Origin of the sequence: Pseudomonas sp. UBA6562, from assembly GCF_002434265.1 — a bacterium.
GTDB lineage: Bacteria > Pseudomonadota > Gammaproteobacteria > Pseudomonadales > Pseudomonadaceae > Aquipseudomonas.
This window is the reverse complement of sequence record NZ_DJJS01000004.1, coordinates 209,753-233,023: the sequence shown is the minus strand read 5'-3', so window position 1 is coordinate 233,023 and position 23,271 is coordinate 209,753. Positions and strand designations below refer to the sequence as shown.

General features: G+C 66.0%; 20 protein-coding genes and 1 tRNA gene. 14 read left to right on the top strand and 7 right to left on the bottom strand.

From position 1 onward, the window contains the following. Positions 1-3: 3 nt before the first annotated feature. Positions 4-1,518 (top strand): tripartite tricarboxylate transporter permease, encoded by a 1,515-nt coding sequence (locus B4M43_RS05225; RefSeq protein ID WP_296264834.1) that lies wholly within the window; start codon positions 4-6, stop codon positions 1,516-1,518. Continuing rightward, complete coding sequence (locus B4M43_RS05220) at positions 1,511-2,539, top strand: AbrB family transcriptional regulator (protein ID WP_296264832.1); 1,029 nt, start codon at positions 1,511-1,513, stop codon at positions 2,537-2,539. Before B4M43_RS05225 ends, B4M43_RS05220 begins: the two co-directional genes overlap by 8 nt. A gap of 3 nt (positions 2,540-2,542) precedes the next feature. On the opposite strand, the gene ung is transcribed toward B4M43_RS05220, so the two are convergent. Together ung and B4M43_RS05210 are read right to left on the bottom strand one after the other, a co-directional pair. Continuing rightward, positions 2,543-3,244, bottom strand: a complete 702-nt coding sequence (ung, locus tag B4M43_RS05215; RefSeq protein ID WP_296264830.1) for a uracil-DNA glycosylase — start codon at positions 3,242-3,244, stop codon at positions 2,543-2,545. 159 nt (positions 3,245-3,403) lie between these two features. Further along, complete coding sequence (locus B4M43_RS05210) at positions 3,404-3,850, bottom strand: hypothetical protein (RefSeq protein WP_296264828.1); 447 nt, start codon at positions 3,848-3,850, stop codon at positions 3,404-3,406. Between the two features lie 214 nt (positions 3,851-4,064). Between B4M43_RS05210 and B4M43_RS05205 the strand changes: the two genes are divergently transcribed. The 4 genes from B4M43_RS05205 to B4M43_RS05190 all read left to right on the top strand — a co-directional run bounded on the left by B4M43_RS05205 (position 4,065) and on the right by B4M43_RS05190 (position 6,846). Next, positions 4,065-5,555 (top strand): sensor domain-containing diguanylate cyclase, encoded by a 1,491-nt coding sequence (locus B4M43_RS05205; protein WP_296264826.1) that lies wholly within the window; start codon positions 4,065-4,067, stop codon positions 5,553-5,555. Positions 5,556-5,620: 65 nt separating this feature from the next. Further along, positions 5,621-5,836, top strand: coding sequence for a cysteine-rich CWC family protein (locus B4M43_RS05200; protein ID WP_296264824.1), 216 nt, complete (start codon positions 5,621-5,623; stop codon positions 5,834-5,836). Positions 5,837-5,939: 103 nt separating this feature from the next. Further along, positions 5,940-6,632 carry a pseudouridine synthase gene (locus B4M43_RS05195; protein ID WP_296265334.1) on the top strand — a complete coding sequence of 231 codons (693 nt, stop codon included), beginning with the start codon at positions 5,940-5,942 and terminating at the stop codon, positions 6,630-6,632. 140 nt (positions 6,633-6,772) lie between these two features. Next, a tRNA-Gly gene (locus B4M43_RS05190) sits at positions 6,773-6,846 on the top strand. A 54-nt stretch (positions 6,847-6,900) separates the two neighbouring features. Here B4M43_RS05190 and B4M43_RS05185 read toward each other — a convergent pair. Beyond that, positions 6,901-8,484, bottom strand: coding sequence for an IclR family transcriptional regulator domain-containing protein (locus B4M43_RS05185; protein ID WP_296264822.1), 1,584 nt, complete (start codon positions 8,482-8,484; stop codon positions 6,901-6,903). Between the two features lie 171 nt (positions 8,485-8,655). Here B4M43_RS05185 and B4M43_RS05180 point away from each other — a divergent pair, with 171 nt between their 5' ends. From B4M43_RS05180 to B4M43_RS05170, 3 genes are read left to right on the top strand one after another with little or no spacing between them, the layout of a single operon-like run. Beyond that, on the top strand, positions 8,656-9,996 hold the full coding sequence (locus tag B4M43_RS05180; protein WP_296264820.1) for an MFS transporter: 1,341 nt from the start codon (positions 8,656-8,658) through the stop codon (positions 9,994-9,996). Between the two features lie 10 nt (positions 9,997-10,006). Beyond that, the gene (locus B4M43_RS05175) at positions 10,007-10,981 is read left to right on the top strand and encodes a hydroxyacid dehydrogenase (protein WP_296264818.1); all 975 of its coding nucleotides are present in this window, start codon (positions 10,007-10,009) and stop codon (positions 10,979-10,981) included. A gap of 26 nt (positions 10,982-11,007) precedes the next feature. Further along, on the top strand, positions 11,008-11,646 hold the full coding sequence (locus B4M43_RS05170) for an RraA family protein (RefSeq protein ID WP_296264817.1): 639 nt from the start codon (positions 11,008-11,010) through the stop codon (positions 11,644-11,646). Between the two features lie 264 nt (positions 11,647-11,910). On the opposite strand, the gene B4M43_RS05165 is transcribed toward B4M43_RS05170, so the two are convergent. Further along, positions 11,911-12,102 (bottom strand): DUF1289 domain-containing protein, encoded by a 192-nt coding sequence (locus tag B4M43_RS05165; protein ID WP_296264814.1) that lies wholly within the window; start codon positions 12,100-12,102, stop codon positions 11,911-11,913. 189 nt (positions 12,103-12,291) lie between these two features. Further along, complete coding sequence (locus B4M43_RS05160; protein ID WP_296264812.1) at positions 12,292-12,765, bottom strand: hypothetical protein; 474 nt, start codon at positions 12,763-12,765, stop codon at positions 12,292-12,294. A gap of 181 nt (positions 12,766-12,946) precedes the next feature. On the opposite strand from B4M43_RS05160, the gene B4M43_RS05155 reads away from it, so the two are divergent. After that, positions 12,947-13,960: a DUF4917 family protein gene (locus B4M43_RS05155; RefSeq protein WP_296264810.1), complete on the top strand. Its 1,014-nt coding sequence runs from the start codon at positions 12,947-12,949 to the stop codon at positions 13,958-13,960. Positions 13,961-13,966: 6 nt separating this feature from the next. On the opposite strand, the gene B4M43_RS05150 is transcribed toward B4M43_RS05155, so the two are convergent. Together B4M43_RS05150 and B4M43_RS05145 are read right to left on the bottom strand one after the other, a co-directional pair. Beyond that, a complete protein-coding gene (locus B4M43_RS05150) occupies positions 13,967-15,190 on the bottom strand; it encodes a class I SAM-dependent methyltransferase (RefSeq protein WP_296264809.1) in 1,224 nt (407 codons plus the stop codon). 97 nt (positions 15,191-15,287) lie between these two features. Further along, a complete protein-coding gene (locus B4M43_RS05145) occupies positions 15,288-15,905 on the bottom strand; it encodes a hypothetical protein (protein WP_296264808.1) in 618 nt (205 codons plus the stop codon). Positions 15,906-16,105: 200 nt separating this feature from the next. Between B4M43_RS05145 and bglX the strand changes: the two genes are divergently transcribed. The 4 genes from bglX to B4M43_RS05125 all read left to right on the top strand — a co-directional run bounded on the left by bglX (position 16,106) and on the right by B4M43_RS05125 (position 23,138). Next, the gene (bglX, locus tag B4M43_RS05140) at positions 16,106-18,394 is read left to right on the top strand and encodes a beta-glucosidase BglX (RefSeq protein WP_296264806.1); all 2,289 of its coding nucleotides are present in this window, start codon (positions 16,106-16,108) and stop codon (positions 18,392-18,394) included. A 78-nt stretch (positions 18,395-18,472) separates the two neighbouring features. Next, the gene (locus B4M43_RS05135) at positions 18,473-20,230 is read left to right on the top strand and encodes an ATP-binding protein (protein ID WP_296264804.1); all 1,758 of its coding nucleotides are present in this window, start codon (positions 18,473-18,475) and stop codon (positions 20,228-20,230) included. Then, positions 20,224-21,558 (top strand): sigma-54-dependent transcriptional regulator, encoded by a 1,335-nt coding sequence (locus tag B4M43_RS05130; RefSeq protein WP_296264802.1) that lies wholly within the window; start codon positions 20,224-20,226, stop codon positions 21,556-21,558. Before B4M43_RS05135 ends, B4M43_RS05130 begins: the two co-directional genes overlap by 7 nt. 263 nt (positions 21,559-21,821) lie before the next feature. Further along, positions 21,822-23,138: an MFS transporter gene (locus tag B4M43_RS05125; protein WP_296264800.1), complete on the top strand. Its 1,317-nt coding sequence runs from the start codon at positions 21,822-21,824 to the stop codon at positions 23,136-23,138. The last annotated feature ends 133 nt before the right edge of the window (positions 23,139-23,271 follow it).

Below are 23,271 nucleotides of genomic sequence, written 5' to 3'. Positions count from 1 at the left end.
GACATGGATACTTTGAGCTACCTGGGCCAGGGCTTCGGCGTTGCCCTCTCCCCCTACAACCTGGTCACCGCCCTGAGCGGCACCCTGATCGGTACCGTGGTCGGCCTGCTGCCGGGCCTGGGCCCGATCAACGGCGTGGCCCTGCTGATCCCCATCGCCTTCGCCTTGGGCCTGCCGCCGGAATCGGCGCTGATCCTGCTGGCGGCGGTGTACCTGGGCTGCGAGTACGGCGGCCGCATCAGCTCGATCCTGCTGAACATCCCGGGTGAAGCCTCCACCGTGATGACCACCCTCGACGGCTACCCCATGGCCCGCCAGGGCCTGGCCGGCGTGGCGTTGTCGCTGTCGGCCTGGAGCTCGTTCATCGGCGCCTTCATCGCCACCTGCGGCATGGTGCTGTTCGCCCCGTTGCTGGCGAAATGGGCGATCGCCTTCGGGCCGGCGGAATACTTCGTGCTGATGGTGTTCGCCATCGTCGCGCTGGGCGGCATGGCCGGCGACAAACCCTTGAAGACGTTCATCGCCGCGCTGATCGGCCTGTTCCTCTCGGCCGTGGGCATCGACGCCAACAGCGGGGTGTACCGCTTCACCGGCGACAGCGTGCACCTGGCCGACGGCATTCAGTTCGTGGTGCTGGTGCTGGGGCTGTTCTCGATCAGCGAAATCCTCCTGCTGCTGGAGAAGACCCACCACGGCCACCAGGCGGTCAAGGCCACCGGGCGCATGCTGTTCAACATGAAGGAAGCGGCGTCGGTGTTCGCGGTGAACATCCGCTGCGGCCTGCTCGGTTTCGTCATGGGCGTGCTGCCCGGTGCCGGTGCGACCCTGGCCAGCGCCGTGGCGTACATGACCGAGAAGCGCATGGCCGGTGAGAGCGGCAAGTTCGGCCAGGGCGATGCCCGCGGCCTGGCGGCGCCGGAAACCGCCATCGGCGCCTCCTGCTGCGGCGCCCTGGTGCCGATGCTGACCCTGGGCGTACCCGGTTCGGGCACCACGGCGGTGATGATCGGCGCGCTGACGCTGTACAACATCACCCCCGGCCCGCTGCTGTTCCAGCAGCAGCCGGACATCGTCTGGGGCCTGATCGCCTCGCTGTTCATCGCCAACATCATGCTGGTGATCCTGAACATCCCGATGATCCGCATCTTCACCCGCATCCTGGCCGTGCCGAACTGGGCGCTGGTGCCGGTGATCGCGATCATCACCGGCATCGGCGTGTACGCCGTGCATGCCACCACCTTCGACCTGTTCCTGATGGTCGGCATCGGCATCATGGGCTACATCCTGCGCAAGCTGGACTTCCCCCTGTCGCCGATCCTGCTCGGCTTCATCCTGGGTGGGCTGATGGAGCAGAACCTGCGCCGCGCGCTGTCGATCTCCAACGGCGAACTGGGCATCCTCTGGTCGAGCCCGATCAGCCTGGGTGTGTGGATCCTCACCGCGTGCATGATCTCGCTGCCGCTGATCCGCATCTGGCGCCGCCGTGCCAAGGCACGTCGGGCACTGGCCGGTGCCTGATCGCGGTCTGCCGCTGTACTGGGCAACCGGGCTGGTCGGCCTTGCGGGCGGGTTTCTCGCCAGCAAGGTCGGCTGGCCTTTGCCGTGGATGGTCGGCGCCCTGCTGGCCATCATCCTGGTGCGCTGCCTGACCCCCTGGCAGCTGTCGGAAATACCCCACGGGCGCAAATGCGGCCAATGGATCATCGGCGTGGGCATCGGCCTGCACTTCACGCCGCTGGTGATCGAGCAAGTCTCCCATCATTTCCTGCTGATCCTGTTCGGCGCACTGTTGACCACGCTGTCGAGCGTGATCGGCGTGGCGCTGCTGCGCCGCAGCGGCGAAGACCGCGCCACGGCGTTCTTCGCCAGCATGCCGGGCGGTTCGGGCGAGATGGTCAACCTCGGTGCGCGCAACGGCGCGGTACTCAGCCAGGTGGCGGCGGCGCAGAGCTTGCGCGTGCTGGCGGTGGTGCTGTGCGTACCGGCGCTGTTCAAGCTGCTGCTGGGCGATGGCGTAGCGCTCAATCACAGCAGCAGCGTAAGCTGGCCGTGGTTGGCATTGATCGCGCCGCTGGCGCTGGGCTGCGCGTTGCTCTGGCAACGCCTGCGCCAGCCCAACCCCTGGCTGTTCGGGCCGCTGTTGGTAGCGGCGACGGTGAGCCTGGCCGGCGGTCTGCACACTTCGTTGCCCGACGGCGCCAGCCAGATCGGCCAATGGCTGATCGGCAGCGGCCTGGCCTGTCACTTCAACCGCGCCTTCTTTCGCCGAGCGCCGGCCTTCTTGGGCCGCACCCTGGTCGCCACTGCGTTGAGCATGGCGGTCGCAGGCGCCGCGGCCTGGGCGCTGAGCACATTGACCGGGCTCGACGTGCGTTCGCTGACCTTGGGCATGATGCCTGGCGGCATTGCCGAGATGAGCCTGACGGCCGAGACCCTGCAACTGTCGGTGCCCCTGGTGACGGCCATGCAGGTCATGCGCCTGCTGTTCGTCCTGTTCCTGGCCGAACCCCTGTTCCGCCGCTGGCAACGCGCCGGCTGAGGCTCACGCGCCAGGGTTGGCCGGCAACGCCCAATCGATCGGCGCGATACCGCGCTGTTCGAGGAAGCCGTTGGCCCGGCTGAAATGCCCGCAGCCGATGAACCCACGGTAGGCCGACAGCGGCGAGGGGTGCACCGACTTGAGCACCAGGTGCTTGGTACCGTCGATGAGCTTCTGCTTGCTCTGCGCATGGGCGCCCCACAGCAGGAACACCACGTGCTCGCACTCATCGCTGACCACCTGGATGATGCGGTCGGTGAAGTGTTCCCAGCCTTTCTTGGCGTGCGAGGCGGCGTTGGCGCGCTCCACGGTCATGGTGGTGTTGAGCAGCAATACGCCCTGCTCGGCCCAGCTCTGCAGATAGCCATGGTTGGGCACGGGCAGGTTCAGGTCGCGCTGCAACTCTTTATAGATGTTGACCAGCGACGGTGGCGTGGGCACGCCCGGCTGCACCGAGAAGCACAGGCCATGGGCCTGGCCGGGACCGTGGTACGGGTCCTGGCCGAGGATCACCACCTTGACCTGCGGCAACGGCGTGGAATTGAGCGCATTGAAGATCAGGGGCCCGGGTGGGTAGATCTGCTTGCCGGCGGCATATTCCTGACGCAGGAACTCGCGCAGCTGGTGCATGTAGGGCTGGTCGAACTCGGCGCGCAGGGCGGCTTTCCAACTGGGTTCGAGCTTGATGCGATCGTCGTCGGTCATGGGGCGGTCCGAAATCAGGGGGCGCGACAGTAGAAAAGCGTCTTGCCCATGTCAACCATGGGACCGGCGGCCGATACGTTCGGTTCGCCCGGCCCTGCGGGTGCGGTTGCCAAGCGAACCTGGAGCGGCCCGCATCCATCGCGCGGGGCAGTGCCCGCCTTACCGACGCGGACCGTAGTGCCCGCCATGCTGCCGCGGTCCGTCGCCACGACCCGGCCAATTCCCCGGCCCACCATGGCGTGGCCCGTCGCGGTAGGGCCTGCGGTAGTCATGCCGGTCACGATCGCGGCCATAGTCGTAGCGCTGACGATGGCCATAGTCATAACGCGGGCCACGTTCGCGGATGATCACCGGCGGTGGCGCATAGGGCCGCAGGCGCGGATCGGGCACCACGCGGTAGTAACCCCGTGGTGCCGGGTAGTAGCGGGGCGGCGCGTCGTAGCGATAGCGCGGCTGCGGCACCACGTAATAGCCGTCGCTCGGGTACACCTCGCGCTCGACGGAATACACCTCGGTGCGGTACTGGCCGGCGCCGGTGTAGGGTACGCAGGCGGCCGTCAGCGACGCCGCGAGTGCGAGGAACAGCATTCGGATTCGAGGAAACATGGGCGGCCTCCCGGACCGCTGGGGTGCCCAGACCAACGACGCTGGCGGGCGCCGACCCAGGTACGTGGATCGGCTTAGCTAGGACCGCGATTCCAGGGTTCGGTGCCAGCCCAGCAACAATTTGAAACAGGTGTTCCGGCTGTGGAAAAACATAGGGCCATTTTTCCTGCTTGTCACTAGAATGGCCCGCCTTGGCAAACATCATGGGAAGATCATGCCGCCTCGCTCCGCTCTGTTCTCGCAGCGCTCGCTGATCCTCGCCTTGCTGGTGCTGCTGACCTGCGGCTTTCTGGCCACTTCGCTGCTGAGCTACCTCGCCTCGCGCAGCACCATCCGCGACAGCATCATCAACACCGAACTGCCGCTGACCTCCAACACCGTCTATTCGGAAATCCAGAAGGACCTGATCCGACCGGTGCTGATGGCTTCGATGATGGCCCAGGACACCTTCGTGCGCGACTGGCTGCTGGCCGGCGAGCAAGACCCCACACGCATGACCCGCTACCTCGGCGAGATCGTGGCACGGCAAGGCACCTTCACCGCGTTTTTGGTCTCCGAAGCCAGCCGCACCTACTACCAGGCCAAGGGTGTGCTGAAGAAGGTGGAGGGCGGCAACTGGCGCGACGCTTGGTATTTCCGCCTGCACGATGGGGCTGCACCCTACGAGATCAACGTCGATGTGGACATGGCCAACCAGGACGCCCTGACCCTGTTCATCAACTACCGCGTGCTCGACGACGACCAGCGTTTTATCGGTGCGGCAGGCGTGGGCTTGAGCGTGAACACGGTGGTCGAACTGATCGACGAATACCAACGCCGCTACCAACGCTCGGTGTTCTTCACCGACGCCCAGGGCAAAGTGCTGCTCACAGGCTCCGACGGCGCCCCCCACGGCCTGCGCGTCGGCGACCGCATGGCGGACAACGCCGCGCTGGGCAGCATGGCCGGCCGCATGCAGGCGCCCAGCGCCGGCAGCCACAGCTACGAAGACGCGGACGGGCACAGCCACTACCTGAACGTGCGGCTGATTCCCGAGCTGAACTGGTACCTGATGGTCGACAAGCGCGAGACCGGCGCGCTGGACCGCATCCGCGAGTCGCTGTACATCAATCTGCTGATCTGCGCGATGATCACCCTGGTGGTGCTGTTGCTGCTCAACGCCATGATCAAGCGCCACCAGGACAACACCGAGGCCCTGGCCACCCTCGACAGCCTGACCGGCCTGCCCAACCGACGCAGTTTCGACCTGCTGGCCGAGCGTGCCTTGCAACAGGCCCAGCGCGAGCAGACGCCACTGGTGGCGTTGCTGATCGACCTCGACCACTTCAAGGTCCTCAACGACACCCATGGCCACCTGGCCGGCGACGAAGTGCTGCGCCAGTTCGCCCTGGTGCTGCAAGGCAGCCTGCGTCAGACCGACATCCTCTGCCGCTGGGGCGGCGAGGAATTCATCGTGCTGCTGCGGGGTGTGGAAGGCGAAGCGGCGCTGCATGTGGCCGACAAGATCCGCTTGCGCGCCGAACAACTGGTGTTCAGCTTCGAAGGCAGGCCGTTGCGCCTGACCACCAGCATCGGCATGAGCAGCCTGCAGCCGGGCGACGACCTGCAAGCCTTGCTGGCCCGGGCCGACAACGCTCTGTATCGCGCCAAGCAGGGCGGGCGCAACCGCGTCTGCGGCGAACGTTTGGAGACCGCGCATGACTGACGCTCCCTACCCCGCCCAACAAAACGCGCGCCAGCGCCTGCGCAGCGAACGCTTGGCAGCCGCACATGACTGACGCCCAGCACTGCCCCGCCTGCGGTAACCGCAACGACTGCGTCTTGGCCGACCCGCAACGCGCGGACCAGCCCTGCTGGTGCTACGGGGTCAGCATCGACCCTGCGGTGCTGTTGGCCCTACCCTTGGAGCAACGCAACAGCCGCTGTTTATGTCCGCGTTGCGCGGGCGTACTGGCACGGTTGGAAGCGGTATCGCCGTCCCGCTAGACCGCGGCATCGGCAGCATCACCAAGACCGCATGGAGACCCTGCGGCGCTCGCCCCGCCAAAGCGCTAGACTGCGCGCCCTTGCCCACTACCTGCCGACCCTCATGCGCCTGGACCGATTTCTCGCCAACCTGCCCCAGTACAACCGCCAGCAAGTGCGCCTGCTACTGGCGCAGCGGCGCGTGCGCGTGGATGGCCAGGCGGTGGACGATCCGCGTTGCGAGGTCAGGGTGTTCAGCCATGTGCACGTGGACGGCCAGGTGCTGCAAGCCGGCGAGCCGGCGCGCTACCTGATGCTGCACAAACCGGCCGGCTGCGTCAGCGCCACCCGCGACCCCGAGCACGCCACCGTGCTCGACCTGCTGCCGCCCGCACTGCGCGAAGGCCTGCACATCGCCGGCCGCCTGGACTACAACACCACCGGCCTGCTCCTGCTGACCAACGACGGCCAATGGTCGCGCCGCCTGACCCAGCCGCGTACCAAGCAGCCCAAGACTTACCTGGTGCATACCGAAGACGAGATCGGCGCGCATTACGTGGCGCGCTTTCGCGAAGGGTTCCATTTCGCCTTCGAAGACCTCACCACCCTACCCGCCCAACTGGACATTCTCGGGTCACGGGAGGCACGCCTGACGATCGTCGAGGGGCGCTATCACCAGGTCAAACGCATGTTCGGCCAGTTCGACAACAAGGTGGTGGCGCTGCACCGCGAGCAGATGGGGGCGATTCGTCTCGATCCTGGGCTGGCGCCGGGGGAGTATCGTGAGCTGGATGCGGAGGAAATCGCTTCGGTTTGATCCGCGCATGGCAGAGCAACCGGCGGCAGACAGGCTGAGAAAGGCTGCAAAGGCATTGCGGGGCGAAGCGAGGAAGGCGGTTATTTCACAGTTCGTGCTTTCAATACCTGCCGCACTCTGGTAAAAAGTCGCCCTGCGAAGCGGGTATAGTTTAGTGGCAAAACGAAAGCTTCCCAAGCTTTAGTTGAGGGTTCGATTCCCTCTACCCGCTCCACCTCCAAGCCCCGACATACGTGGGCCTCAGCGCTAGAATCCAGTCCACCTTCCCTCACGACCACAAGTGTCCAGCCCTGCCATCAGACACGCCTGCCCTTTTGCAGCGCCTGGTCTCAAGACACGACTCGCCCCCTGCCCCCACAGAAAGCAAACGACCAATGCGTTCCGAGGCCAGCCTCATGCTCTCGACCAGGGACGGGATGTCACAGTCTTCCTTGCGGTACTGCGGTATGGTCGCGGAAATCGATCCGGCAACGTGCCCGTCGACGAAGAACGGCACGCCGATACCGAAGGCGCCCAGCACCCGTTCGCCGTCGCCCATCGACCAGCCTCGATCGCGGATCGACTGAAGGTCGGCACGCAGCTTGGCGTGCGAGGTGATCGTCGCTTCGGTGAGCTTTTCCAGCGTCAAACCCTCGGCGAACGCATCTGGCAGATGAGCCAACACGGCTTTACCCGCCCCCCCTGCATATAGCGGGACCTCCACTCCGGTTTCCAGCTGGTACTGGATGGGCCGCCAACCTTGGACAACGTCGAGGAACTGGGCCTTGCCAGTGGCACGGTCGAACGCCAGGTAGGCGATGGTCTCGCCCGTTTCCTTCACGAGGGCGTCGACGATGGCCTTGCAGAGTTTCACGGGGGAGTGGGTTTCGTTGCTCAGCAGCGCTGCCCATTGATAGAGACGGGCACTGGGGTGGATCGCCTGCCCGTCGCTGTGTATCAAGCGTTCGAGCGTAGCGGAGCCCATGATTTTCTTGGCCGTCGCCGCATTGCAGTGCAACTGGACGGCCATACCCGAACCGCACGCGTAGCCATTGGGCTCGGCGCAGACCAACTGAAGCAGCCCCTCCAGCCGGGCGACGATGGAACTGTCGCCATCGCTGACGACCTCAGGTCCAGCACCGCCCGACACGCCGACCGTCTGTGCCAGACGGTCGGCTATCTGCTCGAGAACCACCTGGGCCGTGTCGCGTACCTTGGCCTCGACACCGCCCAGCTCATGCAGCGACACCAGGATCAGCAACCCCGGTGCCAGTGGCCTCACCACCATCGAAACAGCCGTAGGGAACTCGATTTCGGCAATGCCCTTTGACGGTTCGAGCGGTATTCGCTGGGGTGGAGTTTCCTCCGAACAGGCATGCGTTCGCAGGTACTCGCTAAACCCCCTACCGATGTCTCCGAACGCCAAAGGGAACGGATTTCCGCGCTTGGGCCTGAAGAACAACGTGGCCGGGGCCTCGCCACAGTGCAGGATGTAGTAGCCGTTCGCATGCGGCGCATACACCGACAGCACGGCCGCCTGCCGTGCACCCTGCGCCAGGCCATCGAGTAGCTGCCGGGCCGTACCTAAAAGCGCACTGCGGTGATTCAGCGCGTGCATCAGCACCCTGAAGCGCGGCCCCACTCGATATTTTCCGACGCCCTCCTCGACCGCAAAATCCCGCTCGACCAAAGCCACTAGGATGCGGTTGACGGTGCTCCGGCTTTGCTCGAGCTCGTTGGCCAGCTCCCTTACGCCCCAGGCTTCGCCATCCGCTCGTCTGACCAAAGCATCCAGCACCTCGATCAGTCGACCGTGGCTGGAGGTGGCTGCGCAGGCTTTGGAAGCCGCATGTTCAGTGGGTGCGTTAGGCATTTGGTCGGCTGGCAGGGCATCGGGAGGGCCCCATTTTGTGCCCGTTCCAAGGTGCAGAGCAATCGCCGCCGGTTGACAGCCAGGCTGAGCGCGAGGATTCTCTAAAAAAACAAAACAGGACACTGTCCCATTTTTTTAAAAGCGGACGTGATCCACACAGTGGAGTGACCTATGAATAACAACAATACGTTGACGGAGTCCGTCGCCCTGCCCGAGCCTGGAATCGAGCGCAAGACGAAAGCCAAGAAGGCTACCGCCGCAGCCGTCTTCGGTACGTTCGTCGAGTACTACGACTTCAGCATTTACGGCTATCTGGCGGCCACCCTCGCGCTGGTCTTCTTCCCTTCCGACGACCCGACCACGGGCTTGCTCAATACCTTCCTGGTCTTCGGCTCGGCATTCCTCGTGCGTCCGATCGGCGCCATAGCGTTCGGCTGGCTCGGGGACAAGGTTGGGCGTCGAACGAGTCTGATCGCGAGCATCACCCTGATGGGGATTGCCGCGACACTCATCGGCCTGCTCCCAGGCTATGCGCAGATCGGCGTCTGGGCGCCCATCCTGCTCGTCGCGCTGCGCATGCTGCAGGGTTTCTCCGCCGGCGGTGAAATTGGCGGTGCGGCCAGCTACATCCGCGAGTGGGCGCCCGCCCATCGTCGCTCGCTGTACATCTCCTTCCTGCCGTCGATCGCACAGTTCGGCAAAGGGCTCGCCGCAGCCATCGCCGGTCTTGCGGCGGCGTGGCTGACCGACCCGCAGATGGCGGACTGGGGCTGGCGCGTTCCGTTCCTGCTGGCCCTGCCACTGGGCATCATTGGCCTGTGGATGCGCCTGGGCATCGAAGACAGCCCGGAATTCGAATCGAAAAAAGCCGACGATCACCAAGCACACAGCGCACCCTTCGCCGAGTTGGTCCGCGACTACATGCGCCCGCTCACCAAGGTCATGATGATCGCCCTGGTGCAGAACATCGGCACCTACATCGGCACGGTGTTCATCGCCGCGTACTTCAGCTCGATCCTCGGCTACTCGAAGGGCCAGGCTTCCACCATCGTGCTGGTGGCCGTCAGCTTCGCCGCGCTGATGATTCCGCTGGCGGGCCACCTCGGCTCAATCATCGGCAGCAAGGCTGTGCTGCGCCTGGCCTATCTCGGCTACGCACTGCTCTCCGTGCCCTCGTTCCTGCTGATGCAGCAAGGTCAGGTCAGCCTGGCCATGGCCGGTCTGGCCCTGGGCATGGTGCCTTACGCGCTGTGTCTGGCCGGCACCTATTCGGTCATGCCCGAATTCTTCCCAACCCACGTTCGCCACACCGGCGTCGCCTTCGGCCACAGCGTGGGCGCCGTCATCGGCGGCGGCATCGGGCCGTTCATGGCCACCTGGCTGATCGGCGCAAGCGGCAACCAGACGGCGCCCGCTTTCATCCTGAGCGCTGCCGGTGTCCTGGGCCTGATCGTGTTGTGGACGGTGCGCAACCAAGCGGCCGACGACGACAAAAAACATCAATTCGCCTGAGTACGACAGCATGCCTCTGATCTACGTCACCAGCCCCATCCACGAAACGATCCTCTCCCGCCTAGCAGAGATCGGCGAGGTTCGTCTCGGCTACGGCCCCCATGCCGTCGCTTATGAAGCAATCCACAATCAGGTCGATGCCGTGTTTTTGCGGGGTGGCCGCATCAGCGCAGAAATGATCGCGGCCTCGCCGAAGCTGAAGATCGTCGCTCGGCATGGTGCCGGCTATGACAACGTCGACTGCGAAGCGGCCGCCGACCACGGCGTCTGGGTCACGAACACGCCGGGTGCGAACCAGCGCAGCGTGGTCGAGCATGTCTTCGCCCTGCTCTTGTCGCTGTGCCGCAAATTGCCGCTGGCCTCCGAGCAAACCCGCAACCTGATCTGGGCAGAAGACCGCCTCTCGCTGACCGGCATCGAGCTCGAAGGGCGCACGCTGGGCCTGGTGGGGTTCGGCAACATCGGCTCGAGCGTGGCACCTGTAGCGGAGGCGTTCGGCATGAAAGTGATCTTCACCGACCCGGCCATCGACCCGGGCTCGGACAGGCGTTGGGTGGACTTCGACACCCTCCTGTCCACGGCCGATGTCGTCAGCCTGCACGTGCCGCTGCTGCAGACCACGCGCAACCTCATCGGCGCGCCCGAGTTCGCCAAGATGAAAACCGGCGCGATGCTGATCAACACCAGCCGTGGCGGCGTGGTGGACGAGCAAGCGCTGGTCGACGCGCTCAAGCGCGGCAAGCTGGCCGGTGCGGGGGCTGACGTTCTGGCCGCCGAGAACATCGACATGATCAACCCCTTCGCGCATGCCACGCCGGACATCGCCAACACGCCCAACCTGATCGTCACGCCCCATGTCGCCGGCCAGACCGACGAGTCGCTGTTGCGCGTCGGCATGAGCGCCCTGGAAGCGATCGCCGCCGTACTCGAGGGCCGGGCACCTGCCCACCCCGTCAACCAGCCTGTGGCGAAGTCGCTCGGCTAAGCCTCGTTCGAAACGGGAGGTATGCAATGTTCATCAATGTGTCCGATGAGTCGATCCGTGTTAACGCCACTTGGGAGCGCGCCGACCTGGCGTTGGTCGAGGACATCTCGCATTACCCGGTGGCCCTGATCGGCGACGTGCTCGACCGTATGGGCATGATGGCTTCGGCCATTCGCCACACCGCCGGCAAGCCCAGGTTCTTCGGCACCATCTTGCCGCTGAACACGCGCGAGGGTGACAACCTCGCCATCCACCGCGCGTTGGACGAAGCGCAGCCAGGGGACGTGCTGGTCATCAACGGCAACGGTGAGGTGAACCGCTCGGTGTTCGGCGACCTGCTCGGTGAGATTTGCCTGGCCAAGCAGGTGGCGGCGGTGGTCATCGATGGCGCGGTGCGTGACGTCGAAGAACTCGACGGCATGGGGCTGCCCGTCTATGCCCGCGCGGTGAACCCGGCCGGCCCCTCGAAATGGGGTCCGGGCCAGGTGGGCATCGCCGTCGCCTGCGGCAATGTCGTGTGCTATCCGGGCGATGCCATCGTCGGTGACCGCGACGGCATCGTCGTGGTTGCGCGTAGCCTGCTGCCGACCCTGGCTGAGCGGTTGAAACGCCAGGACGGCTACGAAAGCAGCTTTCGCGAAAAGGTGCGGGCGAGCGTGCGCTAGGTGGAGGGAGGGCACGCGAGGCATTCGCTTTGACCAGAAGCACGGGCTTCCTGAGAGGCCCTGCTCCGTCTACCTGCCAAGTGCCCATTCCAGTGGGCTTGAGGCTTGTCGAGGCAGTGTTCGCTTGCCCGCCGTGCTTTCGTAGGCGAACGGCTTTGCGCTGTTCGGCGCGCCACTTCAGGGGCCCTGCTCAGCTGCATGCTACGGATCACGCGCATTCGCCTTCGAGCTGCCGAAGCCGGGCAGGATTGGGTTACAGACCTTTCATTTCTTGTCGCGTTTTTTCTTCTTGATCGCCTTCAACCGCACGGCAGCGCGCTCCACCGTGTCCTTCTTCTCAGAGCGCTTCATGCCCTTCCACTTGCGGATCTCCTCGCGGCTGCGCCCGCAGCTCAGGCAAATCTCGCTGTTGACCTTGCACTCGGAAATACAGGGGTTCTTGATCTCTTTGGCCATCGTTCAGTCCTGTGTGCGCAACGCGAGCCGCTTGGGTTTGCAGAGCCGTCGTTTCAGGTTCGAGCGCAACGGTGGGCAAATCATTCCCGTTGCCTGGGGCACTGGCTGCCGAAACCTTCGCGTACCCGGCGCAGCGCGACGTGGGCGGGCTCATGCGCAAGGCCTAGCGTGCGATGGCGACCACACGCCTCACAGCCGATCCTTGACCTGCGCCAGCGCCTGCCGGGCTTTCGCCTCGCGGCGGGTCGGGCGCGCAGCTGCGTTGCTCGGCCACTCGTGCCACAGGTGCGCGACGATCGCCGCCGCGACGCCCCCAAGCAAACCGCACAACAACCCGGCGAACAGCGCCAGGTGCGCTTGCGCCGGCGCGGTCTGCCCGAGCACCAACGCACTCACCCCACCGGCCCAGACCAGCGCCACCGCGAACGCCAGCAGGTAGCTGCGCCCTTCGCGCTTGGGCCGCTTGGCGCCGCGGTTGAGCACGGCCAGCAGCACCAGCGCCGCCACCACAGCGCAGGCGACCACCGGCGCGGCCAACGCGCACGCCCGGCCACCGCAGAAGGTGGTGGCTGCCAGGGCGCCGACGCCGGTGAGCACGAGCAGGATCACGGCCACCAGACGGCCTTCGACGTACTGCTCCGCGCCAAGATGTTCGCTCGCCATAGCCTGAAACCTTTCCTACCTAAAGATGAATGGTGCGGACGATATAGGCAGCCGCGTGCGACCTCAAGAACTGCCGCTCGACGCCCGTCGCTTTCGGCCGACCGGCACCTGGCAGCCCGCGCGGTGCGCCAAAGCGACGTGTTACAGTCGCGGCGTTTACGCGACCGCCAATGGAAGTCCAATGCCCGCACGCGATGTCCACCTGCCCTCCTGGGCCGAGCTCAACGACCGCCACCCCGCCACCGCCCTACTGCTGGGCAATGGCGCCAGCCGCGCGCTGTGGAAACCGTTCGGCTACTTCTCGCTGTTCGAGCAGGCCCAGCAGGTGCGCCACAAGGCCCTGGGCATCAGCGACCAGGCGCTGTTCAAGGCCCTGGGCACGGAACTGTTCGAACCGGTGCTGAGCGCGCTGAACACTACCGTACGCGCCAATGCCGCCCTGGCCATCAACTCCACCGCACCGCTCAACCGTTACTACTCGATCAAGCAGGCGCTGATCCACGCCATCCGCGCCGTGCACGTGCCGCTGAGCCTGGTGCCGGACGCCACGCTGGCGCAGATCAACGCCGAGCTGCGCCGCTACCGCAGCGTGTACACCAGCAACTACGACCTGATCCTGCCTTGGGCCGTGCAGCACCAGCCCGAGGGCTTTGCGGCACTGTTCGACGAGCAGGGTTTCTTCGATGTGCGCCGCACGCAAGCCGACGGCACTCGCGTACTGCACCTGCACGGCGGCCTGCACCTGTTGCGCCAGGCCGACGGCACCACGCGCCTGCGCGCCGCCGAGGGCCGCGAACTGCTCGACGGCGCGGCGGTGAACGTGCCGGGCGAAGTGCCGCTGTTCGTCAACGAAGCGCCGAGCGCACATAAGTTGCAAGCCATCCGCAGCAGCGATTACCTCTCCTGGTGCCTGGCGCAATTGGCCATCGAAGGCGGCAACCTGTGCCTGCTCGGCCAGCACCTGGACGACAGCGACGGGCATGTGCTCGAGGCCCTGCGCCAAGCGCGTCCGGCGCGCATCGCCGTGGGCATCCGGCCCTTGGGCGAAGCCTCGGTGCTCAACCAGCAGCGGCATTTCGGCGAGCGGCTGGGCGACCTGCCCGGCACCGCCCTGGACTTCTTCGACGCCAGCAGCCACCCGCTGGCGGCCCCTACGCTGGCCATCGAGCCACCGAAAAGCCTGCGCCGGCGCTGAGCGCCCTCAGTGCGCCGGCAGCAGGCCGTCGGCGCGCAGCAGGGTTTCCAGGCAGTGCTCGGTGATCGAATAGAACGCCTTCAACTGCGCGATGCGCGCCAGCAGCTCGTGGTTCGGCAGCGGCCGCTCGCGCTTCACGGCCAGGACCATCTTATTCTTGCTGGTGTGCTCCAGGGAAATGAACTCGAACACCTTGGTCTCGTAGCCGCAGGCTTCCAGGTACAGCGCGCGCAGGCTGTCGGTGAGCATCTCGGCCTGCTGGCCCTGGTGCAGGCCGTATTGCAGCATCGGCTGCAGCAACTCGGGGCTGCGCAGTTGCGGGCGCAGCTGCTTGTGGCAGCACGGCGAGCACATGATGATCGCCGCCTGGCAGCGGATGCCGGTGTGGATGGCGTAGTCGGTCGCGACGTCGCAGGCGTGCAAGGCGATCATCACTTCGATGGCGTCCGGCACCACGGTGCGCACGTCGCCGCACTCGAAGCGCAGGCCCGGGTGTTGCAGGCGCGAGGCGGCGGCGTTGCACAGCTCGACCATGTCCGGGCGCAGTTCCACGCCGGTCACCTGCGCCTCGCGGCCCAGGCTGTTGCGCAGGTAGTCGTGCATGGCGAAGGTCAGGTAACCCTTGCCCGAACCGAAGTCGGCCACCCGCAACGGTCGATCGACCGGCAGCGGCGCGCTGGCCAAGGCGTGCTCGAACACTTCGATGAACTTGTTGATCTGCTTCCACTTGCGCGACATCGACGGGATCAGGGCGCCCTGCGCGTCGGTCACGCCGAGGTCGCGCAGGAAAGGCCGCGACAGCTCGAGGTGGCGTTTCTTCTCACGGTCGTGGCCGGTGCTGGCGGCGGCCTCGCGCGGCGCTTGGGCGCCATGGCGTTGCAGCATGGCCTTGCCCTTCTTGCTGAAAGTCAGTTGCACTTCGCCGTCGGCGTCGAACAGGTGGGCATTGCGAAAGGCGGCGGGCAACAGCTCGGCGGCCAGCGCCGGCACGTCGGCCAGCGGCAGGTTGCGGGTGATGTCACGGGTCTGGTGCCGATAGACCAGCGAAAGGTGCGGCTGGCCCTTGATCAGCACCGGCTTGGCGATGATCCGCTGCAAGCTGGCATCGCTGCCCACATGGCGGGCCAGCACCAGCTTGCTCAGGGTGTTGTCGGCCAGGGCCCGGTCGAGCAGGGCGAGGAACTGGCTGCGCGCATCGGGCGCGGCAGCGGTGGGAGCGGTAACGGACATGGACAGCGGGTGCCTCGGAGTGCGGGAGCGCAGGGCGCAATGGCGCGCATTCTACGTGGCCGGCGCAGGTAGGCGAAGCGCCAGGCGATGGGCGCGGCTAATCGAGCAGCGTCAGGCGCTGGCCGGCCAGGCGTTGGGCTGGCGGTGTCCGTCCAGTTTCCGGCGGCAGCGCTTCGAGCAGATCGGCGCAACGTTCGATGGCCAGCAACAGCCCGGGCAACAGTCGCTCCTGGGCGAGGTCGGCGCGCAGCCGGGCCTCGATGAGGTGCCGCGTACCGGCCGCGACAGCCGGCGCGAGCGTGGCGTCGTGGAGGATCTGCACATAACGCTCGGCCTCGCACACGAAGATCAGCAACCTTCCCTGCCCCACGTCTTGCAGCTCCAATTGCTGGCGTGCCAGCCGCGCCGCCTGCCGGCGACGCAATGCAGGTGGCACCAGCCGGCCGTTCAGGCGCGGATGGCGCAGTAGCAGGCACAGGCCGATAAACAGCAGACCGTGCAGCAGCATCAGCCCCCGGCCCAGATGCCAGCCGAACACCGCCTGCACCAGCCAAGGGACGGCCAAGGCCAGCGAGGCGGCCCAGAACAGCGGGAGGTAGGGGTAGTCATCGGTGCGGCGCGCCAGCACTACACGCACGGTGGCCGCGGTGCGCCGCTCGGCGCCGGCGACGGCCTCGACGATCTGGCGCTGTTGCAAGGGGGTGAGCGAAGTCATGCCCTGGGTCTCGGTGGCTTCTTATAGTTATGGGTGCATCGTGGTTCTGGAGCCACAGCCATAATCAGGCATAATTCGGCGCCGGCCATCGGCAGACCGGCATGCCGTGGCCCGACGCACTGTACAACAATAGCCGCCCGAACACTTCGGTTGCCCGTACTCCCCCCGGAGACGGCCTGCGCCCCATGACGGAATCGACCATGAAATTGCCTTTGCTGGGCTTGGCTTTCGCCCTTGTCAGTCAGGCGGCCCTCGCCGCCGACGCCGCTCCCGCCCTGCAAGACAAGCAGGCCTTCATCGACCACCTGCTGGGGCAGATGAACCAGGCCGAGAAGATCGGCCAGTTGCGCCTGATCAGCATCGGCCCGGAAATGACCGCGCAGACGATCCGCGAGGAAATCGCCGCCGGCCGCATAGGCGGCACCTTCAACTCGCGCACCGCCGCCGAAAACCGTCCCATGCAGGACGCGGCCATGCGCAGCCGATTGAAGATCCCGATGTTCTTCGCCTACGACACCGTGCACGGCGAGCGCACCATCTTCCCCATCAGCCTGGGCCTGGCCTCGAGCTGGGACTTGGCGGCCATCGCCCAGGTCGGCCGTACCTCGGCCATCGAAGCCTCGGCCGACGCCCTGGACATGACCTTCGCGCCCATGGTCGACATCGCCCGCGATCCGCGCTGGGGTCGCACCAGCGAAGGCTTCGGCGAGGACACCTACCTCACCTCGCGCATCAGCGAAACGATGGTCCGCGCCTTTCAGGGCAAAAGCCCGGCCGAGCGCGACAGCATCCTGGCCATCGTCAAGCATTTCGCCCTGTACGGTGCGGTGGAAGGCGGGCGGGACTACAACACGGTCGATATGAGCCTGCCGAAGATGTACAACGACTACCTGCCGCCCTACCGCGCCGGCATCGATGCCGGCGCCGGTGGCGTGATGGTGGCGCTGAACTCGATCAACGGCGTGCCGGCCACCGCCAACACCTGGCTGATGAACGACCTGCTGCGCAAGGACTGGGGCTTCAAAGGCGTGACCATCAGCGACCACGGCGCGATCCAGGAGCTGATCCGCCACGGCGTGGCCCGCGACGGTCGCGAGGCGGCCAAGCTGGCGATCAAGGCCGGAATCGACATGAGCATGAACGACTCGCTCTACGGCGAGGAACTGCCCGGGCTGCTGAAATCCGGCGAAGTGAGCCAGGCCGAGCTCGACCAGGCGGTGCGCGAAGTGCTCGGTGCCAAGTACGAAATGGGCCTGTTCAAAGACCCTTACGTGCGCATCGGCAAGCCCGAAGACGACGTGCCGGACACCTACGCCGAATCGCGCCTGCACCGCGACGCCGCCCGCGACGTGGCCAAGCGCAGCCTGGTGCTGCTGGAGAACCGCGAACAGACCCTGCCCCTGAGCAAATCCGCCGCCATCGCCGTGGTCGGCCCACTGGCCGACGCGCCCATCGACATGATGGGCAGCTGGGCCGCCGATGGCCGGCCGCAGCATTCGGTGACCGTGCGCGAAGGCCTGCGCCGGGCGCTCGACGGCCGGGGCAAGCTGGTCTACGCCAAGGGCGCCAACGTCACCGGCGACAAGGCGATTCTGGATTACCTCAACTTCCTCAACTTCGACGCCCCGGAAATCGTCGACGACCCGCGCCCGCCCGCGGTGCTGATCGACGAGGCGGTCAAGGCCGCCCAGCAGGCCGACGTGGTGGTGGCCGTGGTCGGCGAGTCGCGCGGGATGTCGCACGAGTCGTCGAGCCGCACCACCCTGGAAATCCCGGCCAGCCAGCGCGAGCTGATCAAGGCCTTGAAAGCCACCGGCAAGCCCCTGGTGCTGGTGCTGATGAACGGCAGGCCGCTGTCGATCGGCTGGGAACGCGAGCAGGCCGACGCCATTCTGGAAACCTGGTTCAGCGGTACCGAGGGCGGCAACGCCATCGCCGACGTGCTGTTCGGCGACTACAACCCGTCCGGCAAGCTGCCGATCACCTTCCCCCGTTCGGTGGGACAGATTCCGCTGTACTACAACCACCTGAGCATCGGCCGCCCGTTCACCCCAGGGCAGCCGGGCAACTACACCTCGCAGTACTTCGAGGAACCCAACGGCCCGCTGTACCCCTTCGGCTACGGCTTGAGCTACAGCAGTTTCGCGCTGTCCGACCTGAGCCTGTCGAGCAAGCACCTGCAACGCGGCGAAACCTTGCAGGCCAAGGTCACGGTGCGCAACACCGGCAAGCGCGATGGCGAAACCGTGGTGCAGCTCTACCTGCAGGACGTGACCGGCTCCATGAGCCGGCCGGTGAAGGAACTCAAGCGTTTCGAGAAGCTGATGCTCAAGGCCGGCGAATCGCGCACCCTCGCTTTCGAACTGGGCGAGGACGACCTGAAGTTCTACAACGCCCAGCTGCAGCACGTGGCCGAAGCGGGCACCTTCAACGTGCAAGTGGGATTGGACTCCCAAGACGTGCAGCAGCAGTCGTTCGACCTACGCTGACCGCAGCTCGGGGTGCCGCCGCAACGGCGCCCCGACCCCGAGCCATCGCCCGGCTACTTCCTTCCAGGGGATCGCCCCATGCCACTGTCCTACCGCGCCCTGCGTCTGGGGCTGATGATTCTGACCATCGTCGCCGGCACCGTGCTCAGCGCCGGCTGGGCCATGCAGCACGCCAAGCGCGACGCGATGCGCGCCGATGCCATGCGCGCCAGCGAGCAACTGAGCCTGTACGCCACGTCCCTGCACACCCTGATCGAACGCTACCGCGCCCTGCCCGCCGTGCTCGCCCTCGACCCGGAATTGATCGCGGCCCTGCGCGGGCCGGTCGAGGGGGCGGCGCAGGAGGCGCTCAACCGCAAACTGGAACGCATCAATGGCGCGGCGCAGTCCTCGACCCTGGAACTGCTCGACCCTACCGGCCTTGCCGTAGCGGCCAGCAACTGGCGCCTGCCGACCAGCTACGTCGGCTCCAACTACGGCTTTCGCCCGTACTTCAAGCAGACCCGCAGCGAAGGCACCGGGCGTTTCTTCGCCGTGGGCGTCACCAGCGGCGTGCCGGGCTACTTCCTCTCCAGCGCGGTGAACGACGAACACGAGCGCTTTCTGGGTGCGATGGTGGTCAAGCTGGAGTTTCCCGAGCTGGAACGCGATTGGCGCCAGGGCAGCGACGTGGTGCTGGTCAGCGATGCGCGCGGGATCATCTTCATCGCCAACCAGGAAGGCTGGCGTTACCGCGAACTGCGCTCGCTCAGCCGTGACGACCGCGCCGAGCTCGCCGAAACCCGGCAGTACGACAAGCAACCCCTGCGCCCGCTGCAACACCAGGTGCTGAGCCGCTTCACCGAGCACAGCCGCCTGAGCCGCGTGCAAGGCCCGCAAGGCAGCCGCGATTACCTCTGGGAAAGCCTGCCGCTGGACAGCGAAGGCTGGACCTTGCACCTGCTGCGTCAACCGCAATTGGGCGAAGACGGCCGCAACGCCGCCTTGGGCGCGGCGGCGGTGTGGTTGAGCCTGGTATTCGCCACGCTGTTCGTCAGCCAGCGCCTGCGCTTGGCACGTCTGCGCCAGCGCAGCCGCGAAGCGCTGGAGCGCGAAGTGGAGCAACGCACCCGCGAGCTGCGCACCGCCCAAGAAGGCCTGGTGCAGAGCGCCAAGCTGGCGGCCCTGGGGCAGATGTCGGCGGCCCTGGCCCACGAGATCAACCAGCCGCTGACCACCCAGCGCATGCAACTGGAGACCCTGCGCCTGCTGCTCGACCATGGCCGCATCGACCAGGCCCGCCAGGCCCTGGAGCCGCTGGAACAGATGCTCGCACGCATGGCCGCGCTCACCGGCCACCTGAAGACCTTCGCCCGCAACAGCCCCGGCGGCTTGCGCGAGCGTCTGGACCTGGCCACCGTGGTCGATCAATCCCTGCAACTGCTCGACACCCGCCTGCGCAGCGACGGCATCGATCTGGCCCTGTATCTGGCGCGCCCGGCCTGGGTGCGCGGCGACGCCATCCGCCTGGAGCAGGTGCTGATCAACCTCTTGCACAACGCCCTGGACGCCATGGCCGACAAACGCTTCAAGCGCCTGGAGATCCGCATCGAGCACGCCGGCCCCGACTGGCGCCTGAGCGTGATCGATTCGGGTGGCGGCATTGCCGAAGCCGACCTGCCCAAAGTCTTCGACCCCTTCTTCACCACCAAACCGGTGGGCGACGGGCTGGGGCTGGGGCTGGCGATTTCCTACGGTATCGTGCACGAGGCCGGTGGCCAGTTGCGGGTCGAGAACCTGGCCGGCGGCGCCTGCTTCACCCTCTCCCTGCCCTGCGATCTGGAGCCTGTATGTTGAATTCGGTGATGGTCATCGACGATGAAGCGAGCATCCGCACGGCCATCGAACAATGGCTGAGCCTGTCGGGCTTCGACGTGCAGCTGCACGACCGCGCCGAGGCCTGCCTGGCGCAGTTGCCCACGCACTTCCCCGGTGTGGTGATCAGCGATGTGCGCATGCCGGGCATGGACGGTCTGCAACTGCTCGAACGGTTGCAGCAGCGCGATGCCGACCTGCCGGTGATCCTGCTCACCGGGCATGGCGACGTGCCGATGGCGGTCGATGCGATGCGCCGCGGCGCCTACGACTTGCTGGAAAAGCCCTTCACGCCGCAACACCTGCTCGGCAGCCTGCGCCGCGCTCTGGAAAAGCGCCAACTGGTGCTGGAGAACCGACGCCTGCACGAGCAGGCCGACCTCAAGTCGCGCCTGGAAGGCACCTTGCTGGGCATGTCGCAAGGCCTGCAGCAGTTGCGCCGACAGGTGCTGGAATTGGCCGCCCTGCCGGTCAACGTGCTGATCCGCGGCGAGACCGGCAGCGGCAAGGAGCGCGTGGCGCGCTGCCTGCACGACTATGGCCCGCGGTCCGGCAAACCTTTCGTGGCCCTCAACTGCGCAGCGATTCCCGAGGCTCTGTTCGAGGCCGAGCTGTTCGGCCACGAGAGCGGCGCCTTCACCGGCGCCCAGGGCAAGCGCATCGGCAAGCTCGAATACGCCCACGGCGGCACGCTGTTCCTCGACGAGATCGAAAGCATGCCGCTGGCCCAGCAGGCCAAGCTGCTGAGGGTGATCCAGGAGCAGAAGCTCGAGCGTCTGGGCGCCAACCAAAGCATCAGCGTCGATGTGCGGGTGATCGCCGCGACCAAGCCCGACCTGCTCGAGGAGGCCCGTGCCGGGCGCTTCCGCGAAGACCTCGCCTATCGCCTGAACGTCGCCGAACTGCGCCTGGCGCCCCTGCGCGAGCGCCGCGAAGACATTCCGCTGCTGTTCGAGCACTTCGCCCGCCACAGCGCCGAGCGCCTGGGCCGTCAGACCGCGCCGCTGTCGGCGCTGCAACTGACGCAACTGCTGGCCCACGACTGGCCCGGCAACGTACGCGAACTGGCCAATGCTGCCGAGCGCCATGCGCTGGGACTCGATGCGCCCGAAACGCAAGCCGATGCCGGCAGCCCGTCGTTGGCCGAACAGCTCGAAGCGTTCGAAGCGCAGTGCCTGCGCGCCGCCTTGCGTCAGCATCGAGGCGAGATCAAAGCGGTGATGGAGGCGCTGCAACTGCCACGCCGCACGCTCAACGAGAAGATGCAGCGCCATGGTTTGGTGCGCGAGGATTTCATCGAGCGCGAATAGGCGGAATCTTGCCCATCGTTAAGCATGGATAGGCGGATTTCCGCTTAGAGGTGAGCGCAACACTGTATTTTCAGGACGTACCGAATCACCTGAGTGTTGCTTTTTCAGCTGTGCAAGCCCGCTAGCTAGGCCCTTGTGACGGCTTCAGGCCGAGCCTGCGCACCCTTTCGAATCGCTGCGCACCCAATTGGCATACCTTCTGCAACCGTCCAGGCCTGCCTGCCACAGCGGGCCCTAAAAAAAACAATGAGAAGGTATCCCTGATGGATAACACCACTCCCCTGCCAGGCCGGGCGCAGCCCGCGCCCGCCATCCGTAGCACCTCCAGCCGACTCAAATCGATCTTCAGTGGCTCGATCGGCAACATGGTCGAATGGTACGACTGGTACGTCTACGCCGCATTCTCGCTGTACTTCGCCAAAGCCTTCTTCCCCGCCGGCGACACCACCGCACAACTGCTCAACACCGCTGCGATCTTCGCCGTGGGCTTCCTGATGCGCCCGATCGGCGGCTGGCTGATGGGCCTGTACGCCGACCGCAAGGGCCGCAAGGCGGCGCTGATGGCCTCGGTGCTGCTGATGTGCGCCGGTTCCCTGGTGATCGCCCTGACCCCCGGCTACGAAACCATCGGTGTGGCGGCGCCCGTGCTGCTTGTGGTCGCGCGCTTGATGCAGGGCCTGTCGGTCGGCGGCGAATATGGTACCTCGGCCACCTACCTCAGCGAGATGGCCAGCAAGGAGCGCCGCGGCTTCTTCTCCAGCTTCCAGTACGTGACGCTGATCTCCGGCCAGCTCATCGCCCTGGCGGTGCTGATCATCCTGCAGAACACCCTGACCACCGAAGAGCTGTACGCCTGGGGCTGGCGCGTACCCTTCGTGATCGGCGCGCTGTGTGCGGTGGTCGCCCTGTGGCTGCGCCGTGGCATGGAAGAGACCGCGTCGTTCACCAAGAAGGAAAAAGCCAAGGAAAGCCTGATGCGCACCCTGATGCGCCACCCCAAGGAGCTGCTGACCGTGGTCGGCCTGACCATGGGCGGCACCCTGGCCTTCTACACCTACACCACCTACATGCAGAAGTATCTGGTGAACACGGTGGGCATGAGCATCAGCGACTCGACCACCATCTCGGCGGCCACGCTGTTCCTGTTCATGTGCCTGCAACCGGTGATCGGCGCACTGTCGGACAAGATCGGCCGGCGTCCGATCCTGATCGCCTTCGGCGTGCTGGGCACGATCTTCACCGTACCGATCCTGACCACCCTGCACACCATCCAGAGCTGGTGGGGCGCGTTCTTCCTGATCATGGCGGCGCTGATCATCGTCAGCGGCTACACCTCGATCAACGCCGTGGTCAAAGCCGAACTGTTCCCCACCGAAATCCGCGCCTTGGGCGTGGGCCTGCCCTATGCGCTGACCGTGTCGGTGTTCGGCGGCACGGCCGAGTACGTGGCGCTGTGGTTCAAAAGCGCCGGCATGGAGACGGGCTACTACTGGTACGTCACCGCCTGCATCGCCTGTTCGCTGCTGGTGTACGCGACCATGAAGGACACGCGCAAGCATTCGCGGATCACCACGGACTGAAGGGTGTCGCCTAGGTGCGCGGCGCTGGACGCCGTGCCCAGGTGAGGTAATACGCAGCAGATCGGAGGGTGCCCTGGCTGACAGGGCGCCCTTTTTCATGCCCGTGGATAGCCGATGAGCCGAATAAAGGTAT

Coding starts and splice junctions, on each gene's coding strand:
- B4M43_RS05225 (WP_296264834.1), top strand. CDS start 4: ATGGATACTTTGAGCTACCTGGGCCAGGGCTTCGGCGTTGCCCTCTCC.
- ung (WP_296264830.1), bottom strand. CDS start 3,244: ATGACCGACGACGATCGCATCAAGCTCGAACCCAGTTGGAAAGCCGCC.
- B4M43_RS05210 (WP_296264828.1), bottom strand. CDS start 3,850: ATGTTTCCTCGAATCCGAATGCTGTTCCTCGCACTCGCGGCGTCGCTG.
- B4M43_RS05205 (WP_296264826.1), top strand. CDS start 4,065: ATGCCGCCTCGCTCCGCTCTGTTCTCGCAGCGCTCGCTGATCCTCGCC.
- B4M43_RS05200 (WP_296264824.1), top strand. CDS start 5,621: ATGACTGACGCCCAGCACTGCCCCGCCTGCGGTAACCGCAACGACTGC.
- B4M43_RS05195 (WP_296265334.1), top strand. CDS start 5,940: ATGCGCCTGGACCGATTTCTCGCCAACCTGCCCCAGTACAACCGCCAG.
- B4M43_RS05185 (WP_296264822.1), bottom strand. CDS start 8,484: ATGCCTAACGCACCCACTGAACATGCGGCTTCCAAAGCCTGCGCAGCC.
- B4M43_RS05180 (WP_296264820.1), top strand. CDS start 8,656: ATGAATAACAACAATACGTTGACGGAGTCCGTCGCCCTGCCCGAGCCT.
- B4M43_RS05175 (WP_296264818.1), top strand. CDS start 10,007: ATGCCTCTGATCTACGTCACCAGCCCCATCCACGAAACGATCCTCTCC.
- B4M43_RS05170 (WP_296264817.1), top strand. CDS start 11,008: ATGTTCATCAATGTGTCCGATGAGTCGATCCGTGTTAACGCCACTTGG.
- B4M43_RS05165 (WP_296264814.1), bottom strand. CDS start 12,102: ATGGCCAAAGAGATCAAGAACCCCTGTATTTCCGAGTGCAAGGTCAAC.
- B4M43_RS05160 (WP_296264812.1), bottom strand. CDS start 12,765: ATGGCGAGCGAACATCTTGGCGCGGAGCAGTACGTCGAAGGCCGTCTG.
- B4M43_RS05155 (WP_296264810.1), top strand. CDS start 12,947: ATGCCCGCACGCGATGTCCACCTGCCCTCCTGGGCCGAGCTCAACGAC.
- B4M43_RS05150 (WP_296264809.1), bottom strand. CDS start 15,190: ATGTCCGTTACCGCTCCCACCGCTGCCGCGCCCGATGCGCGCAGCCAG.
- B4M43_RS05145 (WP_296264808.1), bottom strand. CDS start 15,905: ATGACTTCGCTCACCCCCTTGCAACAGCGCCAGATCGTCGAGGCCGTC.
- bglX (WP_296264806.1), top strand. CDS start 16,106: ATGAAATTGCCTTTGCTGGGCTTGGCTTTCGCCCTTGTCAGTCAGGCG.
- B4M43_RS05135 (WP_296264804.1), top strand. CDS start 18,473: ATGCCACTGTCCTACCGCGCCCTGCGTCTGGGGCTGATGATTCTGACC.
- B4M43_RS05130 (WP_296264802.1), top strand. CDS start 20,224: ATGTTGAATTCGGTGATGGTCATCGACGATGAAGCGAGCATCCGCACG.
- B4M43_RS05125 (WP_296264800.1), top strand. CDS start 21,822: ATGGATAACACCACTCCCCTGCCAGGCCGGGCGCAGCCCGCGCCCGCC.